Source organism: Paenibacillus sp. YSY-4.3 (genome assembly GCF_054767475.1).
This window is the reverse complement of record NZ_BAABMC010000002.1, coordinates 221541-242557: the sequence shown is the minus strand read 5'-3', so window position 1 is coordinate 242557 and position 21017 is coordinate 221541. Positions and strand designations below refer to the sequence as shown.

Sequence of the window (21017 nt, the reverse complement as noted above, 5' to 3'; positions counted from 1 at the left end):
GGAAACGTATATGAAACCGATAGTCAGAGAGCATATTCAGCAATTAGACGTATCGCTAGGCGGAGGCATCGTCAGCGATAAAATCCGCGTCGATACGATCGACAATCCAATCCTCATCATCGGCCTGGGCGGCACGGGGATCGATGCTTTGCTTCGCTTGAAATATCAGATTAACCGCCGCTTCAAGCTGCCGGAGGACCCGTTGTCCAAGAAGAAGCGCGAGAAGCCCGACAACGTGGAATTCCTGGCGTTCGAGACGAACGAGCAGGATCGTACGAAACGTTATAAAGGAATCGGGCTCGACCCGATTAATGAATTCGTCCTGCTGTCCAACCCGGAAATCGGCGGGCTGCTGCAGAACCGGAGCATTTTGGAGCCGTATATTACCGATTGGCTGTCCCCGGAGCTCAGCATCACCGACGGCATGAACGGGGCGGCGGGCGTGCGGCAGGCCGGGCGGCTGCTGTTGTTCACCAAGATCAATCAGGTCGTGCAGGCGATCGATAAGAAAATCAAAACGCTGTCAGTAGGCACGAACAAGAAGCTGATGGTATTCCTGCTGACCGGCTTGTCCGGCGGAACGGGAAGCGGCTGCTTCCTCGACATCGCCTATATCGTGCGCGGCATCATCGAGCGCGATCACGGTTCGGCCGGGATCGACCGGGTGAATACGCTTGGTTACTTGTTCACGCCAGATATCAACCTGTCCAACAAGAGCTTAAGCGAGCATACGCGCGAGTACATCAAGAAGAACGGCTATGCGGCGCTGAAAGAGCTCGATTACTGGATGAACGTGGACAGCCGCGGAGAGCGGTTCAAGCAGCAGTACGGCAACATTCTGACCGTTAATTCCCCGCTGCCGCCGTTCAATCTGTGCCACTTGATCTCAGCGACGAATACCGAGGGCAAGCTGCTGGAAAACGCTTATGACTACTGCATGAACGTAACCGCCGAGAACATTACGAACTTTATGGCGAGCGAAGAGAAGCAGTCCGGCGAGGAATTCGCGATCCATGACTATATCAGCAATATTCGTACGAACATCGCGCAAATGAACAAGATGTACCCGGCGAACTATGAATACAACATTATCGGGGCGTCCTCCGCGGTGCTGCCGATCGAGGAAATGACGACGTATTTGGCATACCGGCTGTTCGGCAAAATGGAGAAAATGTTCCAGCATGCGCCGAGCCAGGAGAACGTCGAGACGTTTGCCCGCAAGCTGGGCATCGACCTCGAGAGTATGATCAAGACGTTCGAGTCCCGCGTTCCCGAGCCGCTGCCTGGCTACGAGAACAGTGAGCGGCTGAGCTTCGCCAACGTGGTGAAATCCCAGGTCGTGAACATGGACACGGAGCTGGAGCAGACCTTCCTGGCCCGGGCGAGGGAGGAATACATCAAGGCGAAGAAACAACTGCCTGGCGAGGTGTTAGAGCAGTTCAGCGAGCAGATCCGCCGCTTGTTCCTCCATCCGGAGCAAGGTCCGTTCTATGTGTCCCGTTTGATATACACGGAAAAAGGCTTCTGCCTGCTGAAAATGCTTCTGTCCTACATCGAGACGCTGCGTGAGAACCTGCTGCGCATTCCGCGCGACATCGAGGCGGCGCAGGATCAGGCGCACGAGAAGCTGGGCGACGCGAAGAGCGCATTCGTCTCCAAGGAGAAGAAGAAGAACGCTTATATCGAAGCGAAAATTCATGAATATTGGCTGCATGCGGACGTTGAGCGCACGGAGCAAATGATTGAATTCTACGAGGACTTGTACCAGCTGCTGAATCAGGAGAATAACCGGATTTACAGCGTGTTTACGGAAATTCTGAACGCGCTGAGCTCGATTTTTGCCAAAAACGGGGACATCCTGACAAGCGGCGAGGAGCAGATCGATCATAAAGGAAACAAAACGTACTACTGGAATATTGTCAGCGTGCCGGATATTTCCAAGGTCGTTAGCAGCATCATGGACAAAAAAGATGTCGACGACCTGATCCGCGACTTCTCACTTGAGCTGCTGAACAATTCGAACCAATGGGTGAAGGAGCAGGAGATCGATATCGTCAGCTCCATCTCCGACTTCCTGAGCGAGAAATTCGGCGATCTGATTACAAAGTCGATGGAGGATTTCCTGGTCATCAAATACGGGCAGGACGAGTCGATTGAGAAGTTCGTCGAGCGCTTTATTGCTAACAAGCTGGATGAGGAAGCTGTTCCGGTCTTCCATCTATCGAACAGCACGGGCAATCTGCATTTCCCGTCCTGGGGCTTCGTATCGGTTCCGGTGCAGGCGCCGAGCATTCTCAAAGGGATCCGCAACTACCAGAACAACGCGGTTGGCAAATCGCATTTCACGGTCAAGGAAAGCGAAGTGAAGAACCGGATTTTCTGGCTGAACACGCGCAACGGGGTGCCATTGTTCGTCTATACGCCGCTGAAGGTGTACGAGGAGAGCTATGAGCGGACGATTCTCGACAAGGAAGGAATCGGGCGCCATCTGGTGCAGACGGACAAGAACAACTGGACGTACCTGCCTTCGCCGATCCCGGAGAAATCATGGGGCGATACGTACTTCAACTCGCGGGTGCAGAGCTATAACTCGCGCGTGCGCGAGGAGTTTGCCAAGGCGCTTGAGCTGAAGGTTATCGTGGAAAAAGACGTTGATCACAATACGAGCAACCGCTATTCCGCGGTGTTTACGAAGCCGTTCGATTTGGAGAGCACGCTGGCTGCCTATGATATGCGCCTGGACGCACCGAAGCCGAATTTGGGCGAAGTGAAGCGTGCCGTGGTCGAGCTCAGACGCCTGCTGGCCGAAGGGCTGCCGCAAGAGAACGACAAGGACATTTTCGGCAGCATCAACGAGGATCTGGCCAAGGAGAACCTGATCCGCACGCCGGAGCTGATCGCTCGCGTGCGGCAGGAGATCGCCAAGTACGACGGGATTGCGGCGATGGCCGCGAAGCTCGATGCGGTGCTGGAGCAGCATCAGGACGAGGAGAAGTGGCTGGAGCAGTTCATTGAGGCGATCTACACCAGCACGATTACGAAAAAAGGCGCACTCTACGTCTACGACCGCGATCCAGAGGAAGAGGCGTGGGAGCCGTTCGCTAATTTGATGAAGAGCCGCAATTATGTGGAATTCGAAGTGTTCACTCATTTCCGCGGCTTGGATGAGAAGAACCGCAGCACCTTGATGCGCAAGGCATCGCGCCGCGACGCGGAGCTGACGGCGAGCGAGGATATCCAGCCGCTGCTGGAGACGCTGGATGAGCTGGCCGAACGATTCCAGGAGGGGCGGGACTCGCTGGAATACGAGAAGGTGGAGCTGGCTAACGGGGAAGAGATGTACCAGTTCTACAGACAGGTCGCCGCGAAGCTGAACGACATTCGCAGAAGGTTGAAATAATGATCAGGCAGAAGCTGGAGCAATTCGCCGCTGCCTATGACCGGGCGGAGGAGCGCAGCACAGGCCTGGGCGACGACCAGAGCAGTATTCATTATCCCGCGGTATTTCTATTTATAGGCGACAAAAGCAAAGAGGCCATTGAGCCAATCATGCTGATGAACGAGAAGAAATGGGAGAACAGCGAGGGCCTGATCTACATTCACGTTGGGGCGGAGGGTGATCCTGCCGCCGGTACGGCGGGGATACAGGGAGGGGCCGGCTCGAACGAGCCCGGCGCTCCTTCCTCGGCCCGCATGCTTCACTACCGCGTCCCGGTCACGGTAGAGGAGGGCTCGGCTGCGCCTGCCGCGCGCCGCGACATCTATCGGCAGTTCTATGAGGAGGCCGGGAGCCTGCCGGCGCTGAACCGGGTGTTGCGGCAGGCCAGCGGTGCTCTCGCCGAGTATGGGAGGCTGTACCCGTCCTTTGACCGGGTTCGCCTCTCGATCATTACGCGGGTCGATGACCCGCTTAATGTGTTTGTCCCGGAAATCACGCTTCTTGCTGAAGCGATATTCCGGCAGTCGTTCAAGGCGGTGCAGCTTGATCTATATGCCTTGATTAGCGAGCGCGAGGGTGCGGAGGCTTTCGGTTACAGCAGTTCGCTGGGCGTAGCGTTTCTCCGCGAGCTGGAGCTGATGCAGGATTCGAATTACGAGTTCAGCGCACCGCTACACGTGACGGAAGACGGCATCTCGATTCCGGTAACCCATTCGCCGTCCCCGCTGTTCGATCTCGTCTATTTGCTCTCGGATCGGGATGAGCGGGGAATCGCTTCATTGAACGGCATGCAGAGCTGCTACGAGATCATCTCGCATATCAGCCTGCTGAAGAACAGGCATCAGAAGGAACAGGCCTGGGGGGCGAACAACCCGGCTTACAATAATACTTCGTTCAAGAACAATATCATGACGGAATCGGGGCGCCAGGGCTTAGTTTCCGCCGGGTTATCCCGAGTGAAACGGCCGAACCAGTCCATCGCCCTTGCCGTACTCTATCACTTCTACCGCGGTTTGCTGGAACGGATGAAGCAGGAGCCGCCGCTGACTGCCGCCGAGAAGCTGAACTTCTTCGGCCTGGATGGGTCCGCCCTGGAGCGGGCAACGGCGAGCATGCTGCCTTCCGGAGAAGGCCTTGGCGAAATGCACGGCCTGATGACGAACGATGTCAGCTACGGGGCTGTGCGCAAGCTGTCGCTGAAGGAGGCGGAGGAGACGCTGTTCGGTGGCGGGGGCGAGGCGTTCTTCCGCCGCAATTTCGAGGAGGAGGCAGCTCGCCACTTGAAAGAATTCGAGGCTGCCAAATGGCTCGATCAGGCGGTGACGCGTTCGCTTGAACAGCGGCCGGACGTGCAAATCTATGCTTTGGCCGCCTGGACGGGCGACAGCGACGAGGATGCTGGTGTTGCCGCCCATCTGCGCAACAGCCGCCGTGAGGCGGAGCTCCTGCTGGCTTCGGCGAAGGCCGAATTGGAGCAGTTCCGCCTGGGTCGGGTGGAGGAGCAGTCTTTTCCGCGCGTTCCGCTCATGGACCGGCATAATTTGCGCAGCCTGATCCGCTATTTATTCGACAATGTGTATTCCCGCAGGCGGGACATTCTGCTGCTGGAGACGCAGCTGAAGCTTATCGCTAAGCTTGAGGATGTGCTGCAGGCGCTGCACGGCCGTTACCGTGCGGAGATTGCGCAGCTGGAGTCGCTGGAGCGGGAACTGTGTGATACGGCGATTGGAAGCATTAAGACGGCGGACGATTATATCGGTCAGAACATCATGGAGTATTATGAGCGGGTGACCGCCGACTTGATGGAGCAGTGGGAAGCGAAGCGGGGACGCCATGCGTTCTTTGCCGAGGGAGCTCTCGGCGACTCGCGCCGGCTGATGGAGAACGGTCCGGAAGGGCTGACGGATCGGCTGATCGAGGTCTGCAAGCAGACGATTCTGGCCTCGCCGCTATTCAAGCGGACATTCGAGGAAGAGCTGCTGCAGCGGGCCAATGTGACGGTCGAATACGGCAACAAAACGGTTCTGACCAAGGAGGAGCTGTTCAAGAAGCTGTACCGCATTCTGGAGGATAACGCCGCGATCCAGGTTCGCTTGTACGATTACACGCAGGAGCACCGCTACGAGGAGAAGTACGTGTTCGGCGATTATACGAGCGAGCTCGTGCGCCATATTTTCCAGGCAGACGAGACGTCGCGGATTTACAAGCTGGGCTGCGTGCATGAACAAAGAAGCAGCGGCCTGGAGAAGCTCAATCTGATGGGCGGCTTCCATATTGAGGACTTGATGTATTACCTGAATGGAAAAGTCTATTATGAAACTTATTCGCAGAACGGTTATGAATTTCACGGAATAGACCGGGCTTTGCTGCCCAAGCTGCGTTAATCGCCTGCGTAGACTTGCTGTGTTCCCTCGGATGGCGATATAGCCGTGCCGGAGGGGGTCTGGCATATATATAAAAATTGTGGGAAGGAAGTACGTGTATGCAGCGTAAAATTAACTGGCTGTTGGTGCTGTTCAGCCTCATTGGCGGGGCTGTCGGATTCGTAATCGGCGAGGTGCTGCTGGGCAGTCTGTCCGGCCGGCTGCCGGGGATTCTGCTCATCGGGCTCTATTTCGGCATTCTCGCTCTTTCGATCGGCCTGTTCTGCTTGATTGCGGAAATCATATCTCCGCGGCTGAACGGCGCATCCTGGCGGCAAAGATATATGGGCACTTCATGGAAGCTGCTCGTTCCGGCTACACTCGTGATGCTGCTTCTGGCAGGAACAGCGTTTGAATTCATTTATGAGCTGAATGTCGGCCGCGCTAAGACAGTGAAGGATATCGTGCTCATCATCGACAACTCCGGAAGCATGATGGAGACGGACCCGGACGATCTGCGCTATGAGGCGGCTAAATCGTTCGTGGATCAGATGGACAGCAGCAAGCAGGTGGCGGTCCTTGTGTTCAATGACCAGCCCGAGCTGATCCAGCCCTTTGTCCGCGTTCGCGACCAAGGGGTGAAGAGCGAGGTGCACGCCGCGATCGACGCGCTGGAGCCGACGAATTTCGGCACGGATATTGCTCTGGCTCTGGAATCCGGGATGGAGCAGATCAAAGGACTGAACAGTTCCAACGGCGCGATGGCGATTCTGCTATCCGACGGCTTCAGCGACGTGAACACGGCGAAAGTGCTGGCCGATTATCGGAGCCGGGGAGTCGCTGTGAATACAGTGGGCCTGGGATTAAGCCGATATGGCAATTCCCAGGGAGCAACCCTGCTCAAAGAGATCGCGAGTCAAACAGGCGGTCGGTATTATGATGAAGCGGATGCGGCCAACCTATCCTTCGTCTTCCAGCAAATTTACGACAATCTGGACGAACGTATGCTGGTGACAGAGCGCACCGGATTGATGGCGCATAGCGCATATTACATGATCTTGAGAATCGTGCTGATTCTGGCGCTCGGTGCGCTAATGGGCTTGTCACTTGGCCTCATGTTCGATAACCGTTATTTAGCCAAAAGCTTCACGATCGGCGGTGCTGTTGCCGGTGTTCTGGCCGGTCTGCTGCTGGAGTTCGGCCTGAACGGCTCGTCTGTCGGCGATGCACTGCTGCGGCTGCTGGCCTGCCTGATCCTGGCTGCGGTGATGACGGTGTTCACGGTCGTCGTGCCGATGCGCGAGAACGGAGCACGCACCGGCATTCGCCGGAGAGGCGCCGCTGTCCGGGATGCGGCTGCGGGATATACGGAGCCGGCGCGGGATCGGCGCAGCAGAGGATTTTAAAGGCATAAGGGGGCATAGCAATGCGTTTTATTGAAGCAGAGGAAGGCTTGCCGCTGATCACACAGCTGAGCTATAAGCTCGATGAGGATCAATGCCTGCTCCGCTGGCAATGGCCCGAGGGCCTGCAGGCGGTCTATATCGACGAGAGAGCGGCGGACCGGGGTCTGTACGGGGAGAGCGATCAATCCCCGCAGTCCGGGGAGATGAGACTGTATACCCGTGAGGAGTACAAGGCGGCAGGTGGGTACCGCGACCGGATTGACCTGGTCGGTCTGGTGCGCTATACCGTGTATGCTTGCGTCATGGAGCACGGGGAGAAGCTGCTCATTCGTCAGCCGGGAGCGGAGAATACGGTGGAGATCAGTACCGGACGGGCGAAGATCCGCTATTCGATCCGGCAGAAGAGCAGCCTGCTGCGCAAATACAAGACGGTGCAAATTTCGGTGCTCGCCGAGGTAGAGATCCCTAAGGAAGCTTTATGTTATGTGAAAAAGCAGGACAGCTATCCGGCCAGCATCGAGGACGGGACGGTGTACCCTTTTCTCCGGGATTTCCCGGCGGGCAGAAGCACGCTGCCAGTCATTGAGGTCGGCAAGAACGATTACGTGCGGCTGTTCTTTACGGACGGCCGCAAGTATGGCCGATTTTTCGAGCTGATTCCCGAATAAGCACCGCAAGCGAGGAGGAATGAACGATGGGCTTGTTTGATTTGTTCAAGAGAAAACCGCAGGCCGAGCCGCGGCCGTTGTTTTACGATATTGTTTGCCCTTACTGCTTCAGCAAGTTCGCGCCGGACGAGGTCGTCTTCCGGGCGACCCATTACCGCGAGGACGATGAGGATTATGCGCTGCGCGAGGACGAAGTGCTGAACAGATACCGGGAGCGCTTCGGGCTGGACATCGTCTATGACATGGAGGCGGTGCTGCGTCCGCAGGACGTTCCGCCGGAGCATCTGATTTATTCCGATCATGTCCTAATTGGACTGAACGACCGCTATGGCGAGGTGACCCGGCGCAGGCTGTGCCCGAGCTGCCATAACGAGCTGCCGGTGACGGCGGGCAAAGTGCCGAGCAACATCATTTCGATCGTCGGTGCCTCCCAAGTGGGGAAATCCGTATACATGACCGCATTGATCCATACGTTGCAAAATACGACCGCCGACCATTTCGACGCGGCCTGCATGCCGCTGAATGCGGAGATCAGCCGCAAATTCCGTACGATGTACGAGGAGCCGCTGTTCGAGCGCGGTGATTTGCTGGCTTCTACGCAGAAGGAAAAAATGCAGGAGCCGTTTATTTTCCAATTCGTGTTTAAGGATGAATCGAAGCCGCCGCTGACGCTGGTTTTTTTCGACGTCGCTGGGGAAGGCATGGTCGATCAGGACTATCTGGGCCTGCAAGGACAGCATATTAAAAATTCCTCGGCGCTGCTGTTCATGGTCGATCCGCTGCAAATCCGCTCGATTCGCGAGAAAATCCGCATCAATGTCGGCGACAAGCCGGGCGAATGGGTGTCGCAATACGATGAACCGCGGGATGTCGTGCTGACGATGTTCGGGGACTTTATCGCCTACGAGGATCAGGGCAAGACGGATATCCCTACAGCCGTTGTGCTGACCAAGAGCGACATGCTGCACTCCCTGAAAGACGAAGAGGGAGAGTATATCAAGTCGAACAGCAATATTTTTAACAATGCGGTGCATCGCAAATATTTCAATTTGACCGAGTTCGAGAACATCGACGGGGAAATTCGCCGTTTCATCGAGAAGGTCGATCGCCCATTCAAGGGTACAATGGACGTGTATTTCAAGGACACGGGCTATTTTGCGGTATCTGCGCTGGGCAGCAATCCGGTGGATCAGAAGCTGCAGGACGTGGTACAGCCGATCCGCGTGGACGAACCGTTCATTTGGCTGCTGTATAAGCTGAAGTATATTGAGGGGAGAGAAATGTCTTGAGCATGAAGCGATCATCTCCCGATTTGATTCAGCAGCAGATTTATACCCGGGAGCGCAGCGGGATTTTCCGGGCGACGGAAGGGTTTGACACGGTAGCAGCCTCAGACGGGCTGGATGCGGTTTTTATCAAAAAGCAGCTGCATCCGTTCTGCGGCTACGATGCGCCCGCGGAGCTCGTCTCCCGGGGTGAGAAGGACGATGCCAGCTATCCGCCCGCGATCCATCTATTCCATACGGAGGGCGGCGATACGGTGCTGGGGCGCAGCGTGTATCAGTCGGCGGATTTCACCGGCCTGCGTAGCGCCTTTTTAACGCATAACTACATCATTCCTGCTGCGCGCCAGGATGAGATCGTCACTCGTTACCGCGATTATATTGAAGCGGCTTTCGCGGAGAGATACGTCACGGAGATCGGCCGGCAGCTGCCGGAGCTTGAGCACATTCCGCAGAACCCGCGTTATGCGCAGGAAGGTCTTCCGCGCCTGATGGCCGAAAAGCTGCTGCATGAGCTGAAGCTGGACGAGAAGACCTTCAAGCGGCTGTTGTTCGCGGTCATGACCGCGGTAGGGGAGGGCCGGAAGAAGGTTTATGTCGCCCTGGACGTACCGGCGGATCAAATTTCGGCAGCGGCCTCCGCGCTGGTTCAGGTGCTGTATGCCTGCCTGCCATTCGAGCAGCGCCGCCGCCTCGGCTTTATTACGTATGCGAAGGAGCCGCAAAGCCGTAAATTCATCCACCTGCAATTTGTGGAGCGCGGCAGCATTCGGCCGAACGACCGCGAGATCGAGAAGGACTATGTGTTTGATCTCGCTACCGGCCGCGCGCCGCAGGATGAGCTGGAGGAAGGAAGACAGCCGTATCTCGAGATGGTCTGGAAGGCGATCGGCGATCTGGAGCGGCTTCAGGAATTCCACCGCTTCGCGGATGAGATGCTGGCGGGCATGGAGCCGCAGCGGCGCCTGCAGCTGTCCAGCTATCATGAGCTGGCCGTGTTCTATCAGATCGAGGCCGGAAATTGGGACTTGTACGAGGCTCATAAAATTACCGTGCTGCGGGGCTTGCTCAGTTATTTGGAGCCTGCAGGCGCTTTGGAATCGCGAATCCGGCTGAACGATATTTTCCTTGCTGCGTTTGACCGGGAATTCGATGCTGTGAAGCAGCGGAGTATGCCCGACTTGGCCGTCGTGGAATGCTTCCGGGACTACTATCGCCTGGAGAGCAGAAGCTACGGCATCAAGCTGCTCAATTATTTGATCCATGCGATCGGCAATGCGGTTATGGGGGACAAACCCGAACTGGCTCGTTCGTTGTACGCTCTGGTTGAGAGTCAGCCGGAGCTGAGCAAGGCCTTTTTTGACCATGTTCTAAAAAATAGCGATCTGGAAGACTCATTATTCGAGCCTTACATTCGTGATAAATTCGAAGCAGCACTCGCCTCGCGGGAGGTGCTGAACGTGGTGCATGGTTGGGCCGTTGCCCATCCAGGCGTGCTGCGGAACGAGGCCTTCAAGGAATACGCGGTTGCGGCTATGGCGGACAAGCTGAAGAAGGAGCAGCCGCTGCTCCCGGCGGTACATATGGCGCTGGAGCATATTCGCAAGTGGGGAAGAACTCCGGTGACGGATCGCGGCATGACCTTAGCGGACTCCGTGCTGGCGGAGAATCTGTCGCTTGCGGCTAAGCGGGTACTGCTGGATGAGCTGGAGGTGGAACAGCTGACCCGGGAGCAGGTTACCGGAGCGGAGTTTCTGGCCCGGCCGGACGCCTTTGCTGAACTGTTGTTCGAGGGCAAGCAGCGCAATCATGTCGATATACTGCAGGCGTTGTACGAATGGTTTGCGCAGCGCGAGGCTTCTGAGGATATTTTCGACGGCCTGCCTTCGGCGGACGTGGAACGGCTGCAGCAGTTAAGCAAAAAATGGCTGCAATCCACGGTTGAGCTGGCCCAGTTCGGAAAAATCGTACTGGCCTTCTATGACACCAAGGCCGGGCAGGTTGATTACAAGGCACTGCTGGATTATCTGCAGCGGAATGCGAAGGACCCGGAGCGGATTTACGAGTTCATGCTCTGGTCGCAGGGTCAACCTTTGTTTGCCCATGCCCGCGGCATCGTACCCGGTTACACAGCGGCGCTGCTGAATTATTTCAAAACGCATGACCGGAACGCCTTCAAGAACAGGGACTACCGGACCCGCTATTTCGATAAAGCGGGAGCGCCGCTGGCTGCCGTATTCGCCAAAATACGCCTGGAGCTGTCCTCGCCGTTCAAGCGATTTCTGGCACAGAACGGGAAAAAAGTGAGAATGAGCGCGATGATTCTGCTGGCTGGTCTAGTGGTCATTGCAGGCATTCTAATCGTCATGCAGCAGCAAGGCATGCTTGGCGGCGCTAAACCGCCGACGGAGGCCACTCCTCCGCCAGCTCCAGTTGAGCCCGAAGTGCTTGTCTATGCCGACCAGGTGATAGGCGCCGACGGCGCGGAGACGACCTCGCTTGTCTTTCTGTTCGCAGGGGCAGAGAAATGCAAAACGTTCGATCCTGCCGCATTATCGATTGTAGCGCCGGATCAGACCGTTCAGCAATTTGCGAATTTGAAATTCGACGCTTACTGTGTCGATGGAACCGGCTCTGCCGGAGACTCGGCTGGGAATGGTGCGAGCAACGGGGCTGACGGTGCGGATTCGAGCAGCAGTGGTGATGGAAGCGGAACTGAGGGGGCCGGGACTAGTGGCTATGACGGTTCGGCAGCAGGCAGCACGGGCTCGGAGAGCAACGTAGGAACTGGCAGCGGTGCTGCGAATGGTGCAGCAGACAGTACCGGAGCGGGCAATAGTGCGGTTGGCAATGATGCTGTAGACAATACCGTGACAAGCAATGGTGCAGCAGGCTCTGGAGATTCGCCGGAAAGATTGGATGGCCCTGCTGGGAATGTTGAAGGACAAGGAGCTGAGGCTCCGCATAACGGCCAAGGCTCAGATCAAGCTGGTCAAGGAGCTGGAACAAGCGGCCAAGCCGGGACATCGGGAACGGATGCATCGGGGAACGGACAAGCTGGTGATCCGAATGCAACGCAACTAGGTGGAACTGCTAGCGGTACTCCTAATGGCGAAACGAAGCTCGTATACTCTTCCCGAGTTACGGTCTCCCTAGGTCAGAAGGTGGATGTTCCTGTGGGTAGCGTGATAAAGGTAGGCGATCAGCAACTTACAGTTATTACGCGCCAGGAGGCAGAGACTAAGGCGGGACAGAACAGCCAGATGGAGTCAGTGAAGCCGGAGTCTGAAGCAGTTCAGCCTTAGTCTGGGTAAATCCGTCTTATTGATGGAGTAAATCAGCCTAAGCATGAAAGAACGAAGAGTAGGCGAAGTAACGACTTAGGAATAACGTGCAGAGGACAAATCCAGTGCCTCAAGGCCGTTGTCTGTACAACTGAGCAATGGTACACTGTTTTTATCTAAAAGTTAGGGGGACTTGGAGTGCAGAAGCTTGTTTTTTTTGTAGGGGTAGCTGGTACAGGGAAAACTACAGTTGCCCGCAAGATCGCTGACCGGATTCCGGCGGCTTTCCTGGATCGGGACACCGTAGGCGGAAGATTTGTTGAGAAAATTTTGGAGATGAACGGCCTGGACGTGAACGACCGTGACTCCGATTTCTATAAGAAGCATCTCCGCGATCTGGAGTACGACACCACCAAGGATATTTGCATCGAGAATCTGGCCGCAGGGCAGAACGTGTTCATGATCTCTCCCTTTACGGCTGAATTGAAGAACAAGCAGTGGATCGAAGACGTCATCTCCGCAGCAGGCCTAACGAAAAACGAGGTTGACGTGAAGGTTATCGTTGTCACGCTAAGCGATATGGAAACGCAGAAGCAACGCATCATCGACCGTCAAACCGAACGCGACACCTGGAAGTTGGAGCACTGGGACGACTTCAAACATCGCGTTCAGTTCGTACCTGAAGTCAATTGGGACATCCCAAAGTCCTCGGTTCTTGTGTTCGATAACAGCGGCGATTTGACCTCGGAGAAAGTTGAATCGGTGTATGAATTTGTGAAGGCTACTAACCGTTAAGCAGGATAACGCTGCCCCCTTGGGGGTGGCGTTTTTTGTTGGGGCAAGGGATAAGCAGTCTGTTTCCGAATTTTATAAAGAAAGAGAAAGCCCACTCTATCACAAAATCTAGGAAGAGAGGGCTTTCAGATTATTTAAGTTTACAAGTCACATTAACTCCGATACCTGTCCATGTGTTTTGCATTTCAGGAACTCCACCAGCTTCTTTACAGTCCGTTGCTAGTTTATCTCCAAACGCTTGGTTCTTAATACACCCGTAGAAATTGTTGTAAATGGGGAATTTATTTCTATTGATGCATCGCCTGTTTTTGATAAATCGTATTTATTGGTCCCAATTCGTGCTCTTTCTTCTCTGGGTTTATCTTATGAATGGCATCCTTCGACAGGAAAGGTCAGGATTTACAACCATTTACAAGGTGTTTTTTTGGAAATTACCCAAGACAGCCGAACCGCGCTTAGGGACGGAAAAACTCTCGAAATGACAATTCCGGCTCAAAACCGAAATGGTCGTACAATGGTTCCCCTTCGTTTTATTTCTGAAGCTTTCGACTACAAGGTACAGTATGAAACGATTCGCAAAATGGTTTTCATCTCCTCGCCGAGGTATGAGTTTAAAAAAGAGGGCCGCAGCCCTCTCGCACATCCCATCGCTCACTCCATCGCCGCAGGTCGCGTTACTAGCAGATCCTGCCCATCATTCTCTCTATTTTCCACAGACGAGCTGCTGACCGTTTTCATTCTCCATTTCATATGCTCAGGATATCCATAGCTTCCATGCTCGCTTAGGTCAAGGCCCGTGGCCTCATCTTCTTGCGAGACGCGCAGGCCCATCAGCATCTTCATCATCCACAGAATGGAGAAGGAGAGGATGAAGACGAACGCGAACGTGCCGACGACGCCGAGGATTTGCACGCCCAGTTGCCCCAGGCCGCCGCCGTAGAACAATCCCGCTTGGCCGACCCCAGTCAATTCTACCAGCTTCGGCGTAGCGAACAGACCTGTGGAGATGGCTCCCCACACTCCGGCAATGCCGTGAACCGAGGCGGCAGCGATCGGATCGTCAATGCCCGCAGCTTCTATCCATCTCCCCGCAACAAAGGTAATGATTCCTGCTACCGCACCGACCAGGATGGAAGCCCAGGTGTCAACGAAGGCGCAAGACCCCGTAATGGCAACGAGTGCGCCTAAAACGCCGTTCAACATACTCGGGATATCCGATTTACCCCGGACAACCCACGAAGTGAGCAAAGCAGCGATACCGCCAGCCGCAGCAGCCAGGTTTGTCGTCAAAAGCACGTACCCGAAAAATCCATCATTTAGCGGGGTTAGCGCGCTTCCAGGGTTAAAGCCAAACCAGCCTATCCACAGAATAATGACCCCTAGTACGGTAATGACCTGGTTATGCCCCGGAATGCTGTTGGGCTTCCCATCTTTGTTGTATTTGCGCAATCGGGGCTTTAGCAAAATCGTCGCGGCCAGCGCGGCGGTCGCTCCTGTTAGGTGAACTACGGTAGATCCAGCATAGTCCTGCATCCCAAGGCTGCCTAGCCAGCCACCGCCCCATACCCAGTGGGTGACCATAGGATAAATAACCACTGAGAAAATGATCCCGAACACGATATACACGCTGAGTTTCGCCCGCTCCGCCATCCCGCCGCAGGCAATAGCCAGTGAAACCGCGGCAAAGGCCATCTGGAACAGAAACATTAAATTCAGCGGTACGCCGATGTCGGCCAGCACGCTAAACGAACCGCTATCTCCTTCTCCCCCGAATAAAAAACCTGCCGTTCCCCAAAAGCTGTTTCCGTCGCCAAAAGCAAAGCCAAAACCCAAGGCCCACCAGGATAGAATGGCCACGCCCAGCGTCAGCACCGTCTTGCCGGCAACATGACCGGCGTTCTTCATTCGTACATTTCCTGCTTCCAGCAAAGCAAATCCGGCCTGCATAAAAAAGACCAGCATCGCAGCCAGGAACACGAACAGCGAGTTGAATCCAATTTCGATCATGTTAACCACTCCTCCAAAGTCACATTTACTATTTCCTTAAAAAGGTTAATGAAATTATAAACGGGAGGGGCCTTGGGATTACATGCACTTTTTCGCATTTAATATATAGTATTGCGTCAGGAATTGCTTGAAAGCGCTTTGTTCTATCAGGAGGCTGTGAATCGTAAAATAAATGTGATTTGTATTTATTTGCGGTAATGCCATAGATCTAATGAGGTTTTTTTGCTTGCTTTTTTTGTTGTGTTACACTAGGTACAAAGGCAATAAAACGTGAGCTGCACAGGGAAAATTCTCTATTTTTATCAGGGTGAATTAGCGATTATCGTGGGGCCGAGCGGGGCAGGGAAATCTACAGGTGCTCAATATACTTGGGGGATGGATACGGCGGACGAAGGCGAGGTGCTCGTCGACGGGAAGGACATTGCCAAGTTCAGCAGCAAGGAGCTGGCGGGGTATCGCCGTCATGACGTCGGATTGTGTTCCAATTCTACTTCGAGGTGCAGGTGGCCGGAATCACGGAGAACTACCGCGATGCATTTTGTTTACATGACTATGTCTTATTATGAAGGAATTTTCGGCAAAAAACCGGAATATAACATACAGCTGGTTTTGTCGAACGATACGAGGACATTTGAACTTAACGATGTACCAGAACGATACACAAAAAACGTTGCACAAAAAACAGCAAATTAGGCGAGCGAGCTAGAGTGCGAAGCCAGGCGGAAATCGTCCGGAGGTATGCAGAATGGCTACAATATTATCCTTTATCAAAAAATACCGGATTGCCGCTATGTCGGCAATTTGCATGATGTTGATCGAGCTGTTCGTGGAACTGATCCAGCCCCTGCTCATCTCCCGCATTATTGATGACGGGATCGGCAAGCAGGACCTGTCTGTCGTTTGGCTGTGGGGAGGCGTGCTCGTCGTGAGCGCGCTCCTTGCTTTTGCGGCCGGGGTGGCCAGTTCTTTCTTTGCATCCCATGCGAGCCAGGGGTTCGGGTATGATTTGCGGGACAAGCTGTACGACAAGGTTCAGTCCTTCTCGTATGCGGTATTTAGCAAATTCCCGACCTCGTCGCTCATTACGCGCCTGACCGGGGATATTACGCAGCTGCAGGAAATGGTGTTTATGAGCCTGCGTTTTGCGACGCGCGTCCCGCTGGTTGTGACGGGGAGTGTCATCATGGCTCTGATCGTGAATGTGAAGCTGGGCCTGCTGCTGACGGTGACGGCGCCGGTGCTGGCGGTTTTCATTATATGGATGATGAAAAAAACATCCATTCTCTTTCGGGCCGTTCAGCAGCGAATGGATACGGTGAATGGGGTCATTCAGGAGAATTTGACTGGCATGCGGCTTATTCGCGTGTTCGTTCGCGTCGGTCATGAAATGAAGCGGTTCGAGCAGCGGAGCCGCGAGCTGATGCAGGGCACTGTCTCCGCCCTGCGGCTGACAGAGACGACGATGCCGCTCATGCTGCTGCTGATGAACGGCGGAATTATCGCAATTCTGTGGTTTGGCCGCATGGATATCGCGTCGGGACATGCGACGACGGGCGAGGTGGTGGCCGTATTGAACTACTCGCTGCGCACAATCGGGGCGCTGTCTGCGCTGTCCTGGATTATCAGCTCATACTCGCGGGCGGCTGCTTCCGGCCAGCGGGTCGCGGAGGTGCTCCGCACGGAGGAGGCCGAAGCAGCAGCGGGAACCGAAGCTGTGTCGGTCGACAAGTCTGGAGAGGCTCGTGACGTTCGTGAGGCGCAGCGAAGCTCCAGGCAGGCTGGCGCTGCTGCATCAACAGGCAAGCGGGCCTCGGTTCCGCTCCAGGGCGAGGTGCAGTTTGACGAGGTGAGCTTCAGCTACCCGGCCAGCGATATTCGGGTGCTGCAGGAGATCTCTTTTGAGGCCAAGCCTCGGCAGCGGATCGCAATCATGGGGGCTACTGGGTCGGGCAAGTCCTCGCTCGTTCAGCTTATTCCCCGCCTGCATGAGGCGACAGGCGGAACGATCCGCATTGACAGCCGCGACATCCGGCAGATGGAGCCGGAGCAGCTGCGCGGGGCGATCGGCTATGTTCCGCAGGAGGTCATGCTGTTCTCGGGTTCGGTGCGGGACAATATCGCTTGGGGCCGCGAGGATGCGAGCATGGAGCAAATTGTGAACGCGGCCAAGCAGGCGCAGATTCACGAGACGATCAAGCGGCTGCCCCGTGGATACGAGACGATGCTCGGGCAGCGCGGTGTGAATTTATCCGGCGGGCAGAAGCAGCGGCTGTCGATCGCCCGGGCGCTGGTGCGCCAGCCGGCGATCCTCATTCTGGACGACAGCACGAGCGCGCTGGATGTCCGGACGGAGGCGGCTTTGCTGGAGGAGCTGACGCGGTTATCCTGCACTACTTTTCTTATTACGCAAAAAATCAGCTCCACCACGTCGGCCGACCTGATCCTGCTGCTCGACGAGGGGCGTCTTATCGCCAAAGGCAGTCATGAGGAATTAATGGCGGAATCTCCGCTGTATCGGCGGATTTACGAATCTCAGTACGGGGAGGGATCGCAGCATGCTCAAAACCTTCGTTGAACCGTTCCGGCATCCTTATCCGAAGCTGGATCCTAAAGCCGCAGGTTCTGCCGCAGGGCGCAAGCCGAAGGCCAAAGCGAAGAACTGGTCGGGGACGCTAGGGCGCATTTGGCAGTATCTGGCCCAGCGCAAGGCGAAGCTGGCGCTCGTCCTGCTGATGGTCGTGGCCAGTTCGGCGCTGGCGCTGCTGGGACCTTATTTGATCGGCGTTGCTGTTGATGATTTCCTCGCTGGGGGCGGGGGAGCGCCGTGGGTGTTATTTTTAACAGGATTAGGGGTAGTGTATATAGGATTCTCGCTCAGCTCCTGGCTGCAAAATATTTGGATGATCGAGATCGCCCAGGAGACGGTGTACCGTATGCGGATCGATCTGTTCCGTCAGCTTCACCGGCTGCCCATTCCGTTCTTCGGGACGAGGCAGCAGGGCGAGATTATGAGCCGGTTGACGAACGATATCGATAATGTCAGCTCGACGCTGAACAGCTCGGCGATTCAGATTTTCTCCAGTGTGCTGACGCTGATCGGGACACTGGCGGTCATGCTGTATCTCAGCCCGCTGCTGACGCTGTTGACATTCATGATCGTGCCGCTGATGATGCTCGGGATGCGCTGGATTACGCGGCGGACGGGTCCGCTCTACAAAGAGCGCCAGAAGAATCTGGGCGAGCTGAACGGTTATATCGAGGAGACGCTGTCGGGTCAGCGGATCATCAAAGCCTTCTCGCAGGAGGAGCGGGTGATGCGCGAGTTCCGAGAGCGGAATGATGCGATCAGGCAATCGGGATTTTGGGCACAGACGATTTCGGGCTTCATTCCGAAGCTGATGAACGCGCTGAATAACCTGGGTTTTGCGGTAGTCGCCGGGGTCGGGGGCATTCTGGCGATCCGCGGGGCGATTACCGTCGGGGTGATCATCGTCTTTGTGGAATATTCGAGGCAGTTCACCCGGCCGCTCAATGATCTGGCGAACCAGTGGAACACATTGCTATCGGCAATTGCCGGGGCGGAGCGGGTGTTCGAGGTCATGGACGAAGAGGTCGAGGAAAGGGATGAAGGAGCAGCGGTCACGTTAAAGCAGGTGGAAGGCGCGGTCCGGTTCTCTGACGTATCGTTTTCTTATGAAGAGGGCGGCGACACGTTGGAGGGTATCAGCTTCGAGGCGAAGCCGGGGGAGATGATCGCCTTGGTGGGGCCTACGGGAGCCGGCAAAACGACGCTGATTCAGCTGCTGTCCCGCTTTTACAATCCGTCTAAAGGGGTCATTACGGTCGACGGCCGGGATATTACGGCGATCCGGCGCGAAAGTCTGCGCTCCCATATGGCGTTCGTGCTGCAGGATTCTTTTCTGTTCAAGGGCACGATCCGGGAAAATATCCGCTTTGGGCGGCTCGATGCGACTGACGAGGAAGTAGAGGAAGCATCCCGGCTGGCGAATGCACATTCCTTCATTATGCGCCTGCAGGATGGCTACGATAAAATGCTCGATGCGGACGGCAGCGGCATTAGCCAAGGACAGCGGCAACTGCTGGCGATCGCGCGGGCGATTCTCGCCAATCCGTCGATCCTCGTGCTGGACGAAGCGACCAGCAGCATCGACACGGTGACGGAGCTCAAAATCCAGGAGGGCCTGCAGCGGCTGATGAAGGGCAGGACGAGCTTTGTCATCGCGCATCGGCTCAATACGATCCGTCAAGCTGATAAAATCCTCGTGCTGAAGGACGGCCGGTTGATCGAGCAGGGATCGCATGAGGAACTGCTGCGGCAGGAGGGCTTCTACAGCGAGCTGTATCACGGAACTTTGCAGGGAGAGGACGAGTAGCCTATGAGCGGTCTGTCGATAATGGATGCCTATTTGCGCAGCATCGCGCTGCGGCGGGAGGAGGTGCCGTCCTTTCGGGAGTACCCTTTTCACCTACCGGCGGTTGCTGGTCTGGAGCGTCTTGAATTCCATCCGCGGGTGACTTATATCGTCGGCGAGAACGGCATGGGCAAATCTACGCTGCTGGAGGCGATCGCCGTCGCTCTTGGCTTCAACCCGGAGGGTGGGACGCTGAATTTCAATTTTTCGACCGCCGAGACGCATTCCGAGCTGTATGAATATATTCGTCTGGTGAAAGGCGTGCGTAAGCCGAGGGACGGCTTCTTCTTCCGGGCGGAGAGCTACTATAATTTGGCCACGGAGATCGGCCGGCTGGATGAGGGAGCAGGCGGACCTTCTGTAGTCGGCTCTTACGGCGGCAGACCGCTGCACATGATGTCGCATGGTGAATCGTTTTTCGCAGCATTCATGAACCGCTTCGGCGGGAGGGGCCTGTATATTATGGACGAGCCGGAGGCTGCCTTGTCCCCGTACCGCCAAATGGCGATGTTGTCCCGGATTCACCAGCTTGTGAACGAGTATTCGCAGTTGATTATTTCTACGCATTCGCCGATCATCATGGCCTACCCGGACAGTGTGATATACCAGCTGACCCCGGAGGGGATTCGCGAGGCGACGCTGGAGGAGACGGATCATTTCGTCATCATGAAGGAGTTCATGAATGGCCGGGAGCGTATGCTGAGGGAGCTGCTGGAGTGAGGAACTGCGGCGGCTCCTTTATAGTTTCTGGCTGATAGATTTTATCGTAAATGTACAACTTTATGGTTATTGTAGCTGAATGGCTTAATTACATCTGCTAATTTGATATCTCCCGCAATATTTTTCGGTTCGCCGTTGACCGTGTAGTGAATCTCTACCTGAAGGGAATCTAGTTTATGAACGCGGAGATCTTTGATTAAACTGCCAGTGCCGGAGTATGTTTTGCCGTTAGCGGCATCCGGGAAAGTAAATGGGTCGCCGGCTTGACTTCGCGATAGGATCATAGTGCCGTCCATAGAGAAACCGTAGCGTATTCCGTCAAATGATTTATTATCACCATTCATCTCCAAGAAGTGTCCGGTAATAAACAAAGCGTATGGGGAAACAGCAGTAATTTCGATGTCCCTGATGTATAAATCCTCGGTCTCTATATCGAAGGCATATACTGTTTGACCATAGCGCAACTGGTATTGATTGTAGAAGAAAGAAATAGTCATCAATAGGAAAAGGATCGTTAATAAGGATCTAGTGAGCATATTTTTTTCAATTTAGCCACTCCCGCTTTTTGTATAATTTGTTATTCCCAGTATAGATGCCGGTTTGAATCATGGCAGTTAAC

13 protein-coding genes and 1 pseudogene are annotated in these 21017 nt (G+C 55.2%); 12 read left to right on the top strand and 2 right to left on the bottom strand.

Annotation, left to right across the window (positions count from 1 at the left end; genetic code table 11):
- Positions 1-10: 10 nt before the first annotated feature.
- From ACYUJT_RS08025 to ACYUJT_RS07990, 8 genes are all read left to right on the top strand, one after another.
- On the top strand, positions 11-3400 hold the full coding sequence (locus ACYUJT_RS08025) for a tubulin-like doman-containing protein (RefSeq protein WP_460320339.1): 3390 nt from the start codon (positions 11-13) through the stop codon (positions 3398-3400).
- A complete protein-coding gene (locus ACYUJT_RS08020) occupies positions 3400-5823 on the top strand; it encodes a transcription initiation factor TFIID (RefSeq protein ID WP_460320336.1) in 2424 nt (807 codons plus the stop codon). Before ACYUJT_RS08025 ends, ACYUJT_RS08020 begins: the two co-directional genes overlap by 1 nt.
- A gap of 98 nt (positions 5824-5921) precedes the next feature.
- Entirely contained in the window at positions 5922-7208 is a 1287-nt protein-coding gene (locus ACYUJT_RS08015) for a vWA domain-containing protein (protein ID WP_460320333.1), read from the top strand.
- A 20-nt stretch (positions 7209-7228) separates the two neighbouring features.
- Positions 7229-7876 carry a beta-mannanase gene (locus tag ACYUJT_RS08010; RefSeq protein ID WP_460320331.1) on the top strand — a complete coding sequence of 216 codons (648 nt, stop codon included), beginning with the start codon at positions 7229-7231 and terminating at the stop codon, positions 7874-7876.
- Positions 7877-7902: 26 nt separating this feature from the next.
- Positions 7903-9165: a TRAFAC clade GTPase domain-containing protein gene (locus ACYUJT_RS08005; protein ID WP_460320328.1), complete on the top strand. Its 1263-nt coding sequence runs from the start codon at positions 7903-7905 to the stop codon at positions 9163-9165.
- Positions 9166-9167: 2 nt separating this feature from the next.
- Entirely contained in the window at positions 9168-12464 is a 3297-nt protein-coding gene (locus ACYUJT_RS08000; RefSeq protein WP_460321574.1) for a GAP1-N2 domain-containing protein, read from the top strand.
- A 177-nt stretch (positions 12465-12641) separates the two neighbouring features.
- A complete protein-coding gene (locus tag ACYUJT_RS07995) occupies positions 12642-13238 on the top strand; it encodes an AAA family ATPase (RefSeq protein WP_460320325.1) in 597 nt (198 codons plus the stop codon).
- A 238-nt stretch (positions 13239-13476) separates the two neighbouring features.
- Positions 13477-14007 carry a copper amine oxidase N-terminal domain-containing protein gene (locus ACYUJT_RS07990; protein ID WP_460320323.1) on the top strand — a complete coding sequence of 177 codons (531 nt, stop codon included), beginning with the start codon at positions 13477-13479 and terminating at the stop codon, positions 14005-14007.
- Here ACYUJT_RS07990 and ACYUJT_RS07985 read toward each other — a convergent pair.
- The gene (locus ACYUJT_RS07985) at positions 13890-15245 is read right to left on the bottom strand and encodes an ammonium transporter (protein ID WP_460320321.1); all 1356 of its coding nucleotides are present in this window, start codon (positions 15243-15245) and stop codon (positions 13890-13892) included. The genes ACYUJT_RS07990 and ACYUJT_RS07985 overlap by 118 nt on opposite strands.
- Positions 15246-15548: 303 nt before the next feature.
- Between ACYUJT_RS07985 and ACYUJT_RS07980 the strand changes: the two are divergent.
- From ACYUJT_RS07980 to ACYUJT_RS07965, 4 genes and pseudogenes are all read left to right on the top strand, one after another.
- Positions 15549-15736, top strand: a pseudogene (locus ACYUJT_RS07980) (ATP-binding cassette domain-containing protein); the annotation flags it as partial.
- 254 nt (positions 15737-15990) lie between these two features.
- The gene (locus tag ACYUJT_RS07975) at positions 15991-17820 is read left to right on the top strand and encodes an ABC transporter ATP-binding protein (protein WP_460320319.1); all 1830 of its coding nucleotides are present in this window, start codon (positions 15991-15993) and stop codon (positions 17818-17820) included.
- On the top strand, positions 17801-19639 hold the full coding sequence (locus ACYUJT_RS07970; RefSeq protein ID WP_460320316.1) for an ABC transporter ATP-binding protein: 1839 nt from the start codon (positions 17801-17803) through the stop codon (positions 19637-19639). Before ACYUJT_RS07975 ends, ACYUJT_RS07970 begins: the two co-directional genes overlap by 20 nt.
- A gap of 3 nt (positions 19640-19642) precedes the next feature.
- A complete protein-coding gene (locus tag ACYUJT_RS07965; protein WP_460320314.1) occupies positions 19643-20398 on the top strand; it encodes an AAA family ATPase in 756 nt (251 codons plus the stop codon).
- A 41-nt stretch (positions 20399-20439) separates the two neighbouring features.
- Here the strand turns inward: ACYUJT_RS07965 and ACYUJT_RS07960 are convergent, their stop codons facing one another.
- On the bottom strand, positions 20440-20898 hold the full coding sequence (locus ACYUJT_RS07960) for a hypothetical protein (protein WP_460320311.1): 459 nt from the start codon (positions 20896-20898) through the stop codon (positions 20440-20442).
- Positions 20899-21017 lie beyond the last annotated feature (119 nt).

Excerpts from the sequence above, each read along its gene's own strand:
- ACYUJT_RS07985 (WP_460320321.1), bottom strand. The coding sequence starts at position 15,245 with ATGATCGAAATTGGATTCAACTCGCTGTTCGTGTTCCTGGCTGCGATG.
- ACYUJT_RS07965 (WP_460320314.1), top strand. The coding sequence starts at position 19,643 with ATGAGCGGTCTGTCGATAATGGATGCCTATTTGCGCAGCATCGCGCTG.
- ACYUJT_RS07970 (WP_460320316.1), top strand. The coding sequence starts at position 17,801 with ATGCTCAAAACCTTCGTTGAACCGTTCCGGCATCCTTATCCGAAGCTG.
- ACYUJT_RS08005 (WP_460320328.1), top strand. The coding sequence starts at position 7,903 with ATGGGCTTGTTTGATTTGTTCAAGAGAAAACCGCAGGCCGAGCCGCGG.
- ACYUJT_RS08020 (WP_460320336.1), top strand. The coding sequence starts at position 3,400 with ATGATCAGGCAGAAGCTGGAGCAATTCGCCGCTGCCTATGACCGGGCG.
- ACYUJT_RS08025 (WP_460320339.1), top strand. The coding sequence starts at position 11 with ATGAAACCGATAGTCAGAGAGCATATTCAGCAATTAGACGTATCGCTA.
- ACYUJT_RS08010 (WP_460320331.1), top strand. The coding sequence starts at position 7,229 with ATGCGTTTTATTGAAGCAGAGGAAGGCTTGCCGCTGATCACACAGCTG.
- ACYUJT_RS08015 (WP_460320333.1), top strand. The coding sequence starts at position 5,922 with ATGCAGCGTAAAATTAACTGGCTGTTGGTGCTGTTCAGCCTCATTGGC.
- ACYUJT_RS07975 (WP_460320319.1), top strand. The coding sequence starts at position 15,991 with ATGGCTACAATATTATCCTTTATCAAAAAATACCGGATTGCCGCTATG.
- ACYUJT_RS08000 (WP_460321574.1), top strand. The coding sequence starts at position 9,168 with ATGAAGCGATCATCTCCCGATTTGATTCAGCAGCAGATTTATACCCGG.